Origin of the sequence: Acinetobacter sp. RF14B (assembly GCF_006864105.1) — a bacterium.
In the GTDB taxonomy this organism is placed as follows: Bacteria; Pseudomonadota; Gammaproteobacteria; order Pseudomonadales; family Moraxellaceae; genus Acinetobacter; species Acinetobacter lwoffii_C.
Genome location: NZ_SMTB01000110.1, coordinates 1 through 6,908 on the forward strand (window position 1 = coordinate 1; position 6,908 = coordinate 6,908).

Here is a 6,908-nt window from a genome sequence, read left to right on the forward strand (position 1 = left end):
ACACGCTTACTGTCAGCTTTACCAATTGGGTGCAAGCAAAGCCCTCACTGCGGTTACACAAGAGCAGAATGAGGTTGCGATTATCTTCGGTCGTGAAGATCGGGGGCTGACCAATGAAGAATTGGCGATGGCCAATTATCACTTAACCATTCCTGTGAATAAGGATTATGGTGTTCTGAACGTCGCTCAGGCGATTCAAATTATTTGCTATGAACTTCGTATGGCAGCCATGGAACAGGTTGAACATCCACAAGATCCTAAAGCCACCATGCAAGTGATTGATGGTATTGAAATGCAATGGGACGAGCCGCTGGTGACACATGAGCACATGGAGCAGTTCTATCCGCATTTGGAAAAAATGTTGGCAGAAATTGAATTTATGGATCCCAAAAATCCGAGATTATTGCCTTTACGCTTGCGTCGCCTTTTTGGACGTATACAATTAGATCGTATGGAATATCATTTACTTCGTGGTATTTTTAGTCGTGTTCAGGCTCTAAATAACGGGACTTGGAAAAAATCTTCAAAGACATTACAACAGAATGAGGATCAAAACTAATGCTAAAACAGCTCAAAGAAGATATAAAAGCTGTCTTTGCGCGCGATCCTGCAGCACGCAATACACTCGAAGTCTTAACCACCTACCCTGGTATTCATGCCCTGATCATGCATCGCATGGCACATGAACTGTGGAACAAAGACTGTAAAGGAACGGCGCGTGCCCTGTCTTCATTTAGCCGCTTTGTCACCGGAATTGAAATTCATCCGGGGGCAAAAATTGGCCGCCGCTTTTTTATCGATCATGGCATGGGCGTGGTCATTGGGGAAACTGCAGAAATTGGTGATGATGTAACGCTTTATCATGGGGTAACACTGGGGGGTACGACCTGGAATAAAGGGAAACGTCACCCTACCCTGGAAGATGGTGTAGTGGTGGGGGCCGGAGCAAAAATTCTGGGCCCTTTCACTGTCGGTAAAAATGCCAAGGTCGGTTCTAATGCCGTAGTGACCAAGCCGGTACCAGCCAATACAACGGCAGTCGGTAACCCGGCACGTTTCATTACCAAAGACAAACCAAAAAATGATAGCGAAAGTCGCCGTCGTGACTATGCAGAGAGTATTGGCTTTCTGCCTTATGCAGCCACTGAAGAGCAGTCTGATCCGATTCTGGAAGGAATGCGTGTACTGCTGGATCGAATTCAGCAAAATGAAAAACGCATGAATAACTTATGCAACCGCCTGTCTCTGCTTGATCCATCGTTTAAAAAGCCACTTGATGAATCACCTTTGAGCAAGGAAGAGCTTACAATTCTGGAAGAAGCACGACGGGAATGTGAAGCACAAAGCAGTCAGTCCAAAGCCTGACCACGCTTAACTTTGTAACATGCAATGACTTGCATGATTCTAACAGTTTTCATAGACTGGCGATCATGTGATTTTTAAACCAGCTATTTTAAAAAATAACACAAATGGACGGATATTATGACTCTTAAGCCCTTGGCGCTTGCTTGCTTAACCCTGACTTTAACTGCATGTTCAACCATGTCACAGAAACCAGCACAGAAAGCGACAGATGCAATTGTATTTGTAGAACCAGCACTTACACCACCATTTTATGCTTTAAATCCTTTCAACTATAACGAACCACCTCCGTTTGAAGTCCATCTGCAAAAAGCTGCAGCCCAACCTGTGACCAAAATGGTTGTGAGCGACCCGAATGATCCCTCTAAAAAGATCACGCTAGATGTCAATAAGCTGATCATTCCATTAGTCGACAGCAAGGCCTCTTCCCTGCATTATGCCACTCTTGCACAGGACAATGAGATCGACATTACAGAGGTGGATGATTTTCTGCAAATGGTCGAAGGCAAGGCTCGCCATTATCCGCCTCGCTTTACGGACCGTCAGGAACGTCGTGGTTTTGAAGCAAAATTACGTGAAGTTTCCCAGCATCTGGATACGCTCGCCGCACGTGAAAATGCCTCTTTCGATGTATTGATGCGTGCCTTTAAAGCCAGTGTGATGGCGCGTAACCTGGATCTGGGTTCTGTCTATACCACGAAATCCCTGACCTATGCACAGCGCATTCTTCGCCTGAATCAGGATGATCCTGAAGTGAATTTCTGGTTTGGCTTTGGCTTGTCTGAAGGGGGTGGTCACCGTGAAGCAATTCCATATCTGGACAAGGCCATGAAGGCTGGTGTGCAGGAAGCCTATCTGTCGGCAGCAAATAATTATATTGCCCTGGAGCAGAAGAAAAACGCGATCCAAACGTTGAAAAATTACAAAATCAAATATCCGCAAGAAGCTGAAGTTGCAGACCGCCTGATCATGGAGGTGGAGAAAAACGGCCGCTGGAACGTTTGGCAAGTGATGCAAACTGCAACGCCTGCACCAGCTGCCAAGACGCAATGATCGGCTTGTTCTTTTAAACCTCTCATAAAAATAGACTGCTACGGCAGTCTATTTTTATGGAAAAATCAGTAGAATACAGAATATTATGGTTTCAAGAATTTAAATGAGTCTGCAAACGGTATGCATAAAAAAATAACTAAAAATCTTCTGCTGTGCACCCTGATCATGAGTAGCCTACTCAGTGGCTGTCAGGTCGTCAGTGTTAAGGAGCAGGCAATTAATGTCTCGATTAGCAATGAGCGCGACAGTATTCTGACCCGAGATAAACTCAGTGAAGCCAGTCTGAATGTTTTGTCCATGACCGGACGAGAGGCACAAATCTGTATGGATCAACCTGACGAATGTGTGGCAGAGCTGAAAAAAATCCCGCAGATTCTGGATGAGCAATTACTTTCTACTTCGAGTGAATTATATCTGGCTAAATCTTTGCAACTTGGCAAATCGGCAGAATGTACCACCAGCGCCCTGGCGAAAACCCGTTCTGAAGAGAAACAGCAACTCCACAAGCAGAACCAGCAACAATGTCAGGAACAGCAATTACTGATGCTGGATAAAAGCATTCGCTACAGCTATGCCTACCTATTTCAGACTGAGCGTGCACCACAGGAACGGATTTTTGATAACCGGCAGGTCCAAATCCGGGATTTTTATAACCTCGCAATCGCACATCTGATTCATATTTATGCCGAGCGGCATGAAAGTAAAGAAGCCGGCCAGCGCCTGCAGGTGGGCAAGAGTGTCTATACCCTTAATCTGGACAATTTCCCACAGCTGAAAAATCAGTCGATTGAAAAGTTGATGTCCACCTATAACATGAACTTTTTCGGCTTACGTTCGATTACCCGCCGTGATGGTTTTGGTTCCGAATTTCTCGCAGTCTTGCCGGAAGAAAAAACCTCGCAAGAAGACAAAAAGTATCTGGCTGATCCGCTAAAACATCAATACCGCAATGGTTTTAACCCGAACATTCATTCGGCACGCTATCTGGCGACAACCATTACTGCTATTCCGCAATTCACCCATTCTGTTGAGCAGATTTTAAATAGCTCTCATTTTAACTTGAATCTTTATGATCCTTATAAATATGAAAAAATTAAGGTCGCAAATAAAGAATATGCTTTAGCTGCAAATTTTTCTGCTCCTTACGGTCTCTGGCTGGCGGAAAACAATCTCGGGCGTATGGCCTATCTGACGCTGATTGATCGTGATGACAATCTGATGATGCCGCATCTGTATATGCTGGAGCCTTATAATCCCAACAAAAAAGTTCTGGTCTTAATTCATGGCTTGGCCAGCAGTCCGGAAGCCTGGATTCGTCTGACTAACGACATTATGGGTGATCCGGTTTTAAGAGAAAATTTTCAGGTCTGGCAGGTGTTTTACTCCACCAATATGCCAATTCTGGAAAGCCGTTACCAGATTTATGCCCTGCTCCAGCAAAGTTTTTCCCGTCTCAACAATCATGTACCCGCCAAGAAGGAAGCGGTGCTGGTCGGACATAGTATGGGCGGTGTTATTTCCCGCCTATTGGTCAGCCAGGCAGATATCAGTCAGTCTGCATTTAACACTGTGAAAAACACTCAGCTGATCAAGTTCCGCAATAATCCTCTATTTAAAGCACGTTTAGAAATGCGGCCTATTCCAAATTTCAGTCGTGCCATTTTCTTGGCGACTCCGCATGAAGGAACCGAATATGCAGACCGTTGGCATACCAAGCTGGCCCGTAAGATTATCCGTATTCCAAGTGCTTTTCTAGGGGCTTTTGCTGATACAGTCCAAGGTGAAGTTGGTTTAAGTGATTTTGTCCATGAAATGGGCCATGAGCTGATTCAGAATGGGCCTAGCGATTTGAGTGAAAATTCAAGATTTATGACTCTGACCAAAGGCATTCAACCTCCTCCGGGTTTTAAATTTCACTCCATCATCGGTAATACAACGGACAGTGAGGATGTGAATCACATGTCTGATGGTATTGTGTCTTATCAAAGTGCCTATCTTGAAGGGGCGGCTTCCAGTAAAACGATCAAGGGCGGCCATTCGATTCAGGAGACTCCAGAAGCAGTGCTTGAGCTACGCCGACTGCTCAGATTACATCTGGTCGATTTAGGTCTGTACCATCCTGATCAATGATCGGTTAAATTAAAAGAGCTGCCTATAGGCGGCTCTTTTTTGGGTTAATATTCACCTACTAGAATGATAAATCTGGTTTGAGCTTCAACCAAACTATAAAATTGATCATGTGGGCTTGGGCAAAACGATGTATGAAAGAGAGGGAGTATAGGGGGATAGCTGATCCCCCTATACTTTTAGCTTTTTAATGGACCACCAAGACTAAATCCATATTTCTCACCTGTTTACCAGGGTTCATTAAAACTTGCTCAATCTGACAATCTTGTTCAGCCTTAATCGCAAGCTCCATTTTCATAGCTTCAATGGTAAATAATGTATCGCCTTTTTTCACAGACTGACCGGACTTTACAGGAACCGTACTGATCATCCCCGACATCGAAGCACCGATATGTTTCGGGTTCGACTGGTCTGCTTGTGGATGAGCGCTGGTTTCTTTCTGATTCGCCTGTCTCACCTGAATCAGACGTAATTGTCCATTCAGCTCCACAAACAGATCAATGATTCCCTCTTTTGCTTCCGACCGTCCCAACAGTTTAATTTCAAGTGTTTTACCACGTTCAATTTCTATCTCAACCGGAGTCTGCTCTTTTAAACCATAAAAGAAGGCTGAAGAGGGAATGCTTGAAGTCGTCCCATATTTCTGTTTGTGCTGCATAAAGTCGCTAAAGACTTTCGGATACATGAGATAGGATGCCAGTTCCTGTTCGGTGATCACCTGACCAAAGAGATTTTCAAGCCTGGCTTTTTCACTCTCCAGATGAACAGAGGGCATAACAGCACCCGGACGATCACTTAAAGGCGCGGTACCTTTTAAGATCTTGTGCTGTAATGCTTGCGGAAAACCGGATGCCGGTGTCCCCAGCTCCCCTTTAAACAGTGAAACTACCGATTCAGGGAAATTAATCTCAAGCTCCGGATTATGAATGTCTTCAGGCTTGAGATTGTTGGACACCATATATAAAGCCATATCCCCGACCACTTTAGAGGTTGGGGTAACTTTAATAATGTCACCAAACAGCAAGTTGACTTGTGCATAGGCATCCGAGACTTCCGACCAGCGTTCTTCAATGCCCAGCGAACGCGCCTGTTCACGCAGATTGGTATACTGGCCACCCGGCATTCCCGCTTTTTATACTCAAACCGGGGTCGGAACCCTGATTGCTGAAGGCAAAGAAGTCCGTAACTTTAATGGCAAGGATTATATTTTAGAGCCAACCATCACCACAGATATTGCCCTGGTCAAAGCCTATAAGGCAGATAAAGCAGGAAATTTAGTTTTCCGTAAAACAGCCAGAAATTTTAATCCTGAATGCGCGATGGCAGGCAAAATCACCATTGCAGAAGTCGAACAGCTTGTCGAAATTGGTGAACTTGATCCTGACGAGATTCATCTTCCGGGGATTTATGTCAATCGAATTGTATCAAATCCGGCCCCGGAAAAGCACATAGAACAAATGACCCTGAAAGCAGCGGAGGCTTAAACCATGGCTTGGACACGCAATGAAATGGCGCAGCGCGCTGCACTGGAACTTGAAGATGGTTTTTATGTCAATTTAGGGATTGGCCTGCCGACCCTTGTAGCCAACTACATCCCTCAAAATATGAATGTATGGCTACAATCGGAAAATGGCCTGTTGGGTATTGGCGAGTTTCCGACTGAAGAAACGCTAGATGCCGATTTAATTAATGCTGGAAAACAGACAGTCACAGCACGCTCTGGTGCTTCTTTCTTTTCCAGCTCAGAATCTTTTGCAATGATTCGTGGTGGTCATGTCAATATTGCAATTTTAGGGGCAATGGAAGTTTCTGAAAGCGGTGATTTAGCTAACTGGATGATTCCCGGCAAGAAAGTTAAGGGCATGGGCGGCGCAATGGATCTGGTTGCCGGCGTGCAAAAAATTGTTGTCTTGATGGAACATACCGCAAAAGATGGCAGCCCTAAAATTTTAAAACACTGCTCTCTTCCGCTGACAGGCAAAGCGGTAGTCAATCGAATTATTTCAGATTTAGGTGTGCTGGATATTACAGCAGATGGAATTAAATTAATTGAGCTGGCAAAAGATGTTTCCCTGGAACAGATAAAGGCTGCGACCGGAGTGACACTCATTACAAGTCACCTGAGTGTGACTGGATAGCACACTAATTTTTCTCATCAAGCAGCTGCGATCGACTTATTATTTTCTGTTCACACAGGAGTTCATGAGCAATATGAAGCTCTGCCTTTTGCACATAAAGATAACCCGAATCGCGGATAAGAAATGGACTTGAAAAACAGAAGGACTAGAGCCATCAGTTGAGTTACCACACAAAACCCACAACTCTAGTCCCGATGTTCAATAGTACCGAATTATTCTGTGTAATTG

At 44.6% G+C, this 6,908-nt stretch carries 6 protein-coding genes and 1 pseudogene; 6 read left to right on the forward strand and 1 reads right to left on the reverse strand.

Annotation, left to right across the window (positions count from 1 at the left end; genetic code table 11):
- The 4 genes from E2K52_RS12725 to E2K52_RS12740 form a co-directional block, all read left to right on the forward strand.
- Nucleotides 1-559, forward strand: a 559-nt coding sequence (locus tag E2K52_RS12725) for an RNA methyltransferase (protein WP_319922806.1), incomplete at its 5' end; no start/stop codon positions are given.
- Nucleotides 559-1,365, forward strand: a complete 807-nt coding sequence (cysE, locus tag E2K52_RS12730) for a serine O-acetyltransferase (protein ID WP_151205433.1) — start codon at nt 559-561, stop codon at nt 1,363-1,365. The genes E2K52_RS12725 and cysE, both read left to right, overlap by 1 nt.
- A 117-nt stretch (nt 1,366-1,482) precedes the next feature.
- Nucleotides 1,483-2,415 (forward strand): ABUW_2363 family tetratricopeptide repeat lipoprotein, encoded by a 933-nt coding sequence (locus E2K52_RS12735; protein WP_151205434.1) that lies wholly within the window; start codon nt 1,483-1,485, stop codon nt 2,413-2,415.
- A gap of 120 nt (nt 2,416-2,535) precedes the next feature.
- Entirely contained in the window at nt 2,536-4,545 is a 2,010-nt protein-coding gene (locus tag E2K52_RS12740) for an esterase/lipase family protein (RefSeq protein ID WP_171478863.1), read from the forward strand.
- Nucleotides 4,546-4,729: 184 nt separating this feature from the next.
- Here the strand turns inward: E2K52_RS12740 and E2K52_RS12745 are convergent, their stop codons facing one another.
- A complete protein-coding gene (locus E2K52_RS12745; protein ID WP_227548244.1) occupies nt 4,730-5,665 on the reverse strand; it encodes a biotin/lipoyl-containing protein in 936 nt (311 codons plus the stop codon).
- Between E2K52_RS12745 and E2K52_RS12750 the strand changes: the two are divergent.
- Nucleotides 5,661-6,026, forward strand: a pseudogene (locus E2K52_RS12750) (CoA transferase subunit A); the annotation flags it as partial. The gene E2K52_RS12745 and the pseudogene E2K52_RS12750 sit on opposite strands and share 5 nt — an antisense overlap.
- Before the next feature lie 3 nt (nt 6,027-6,029).
- Nucleotides 6,030-6,680 carry a 3-oxoacid CoA-transferase subunit B gene (locus E2K52_RS12755; RefSeq protein WP_151205435.1) on the forward strand — a complete coding sequence of 217 codons (651 nt, stop codon included), beginning with the start codon at nt 6,030-6,032 and terminating at the stop codon, nt 6,678-6,680.
- Nucleotides 6,681-6,908: the final 228 nt, after the last annotated feature.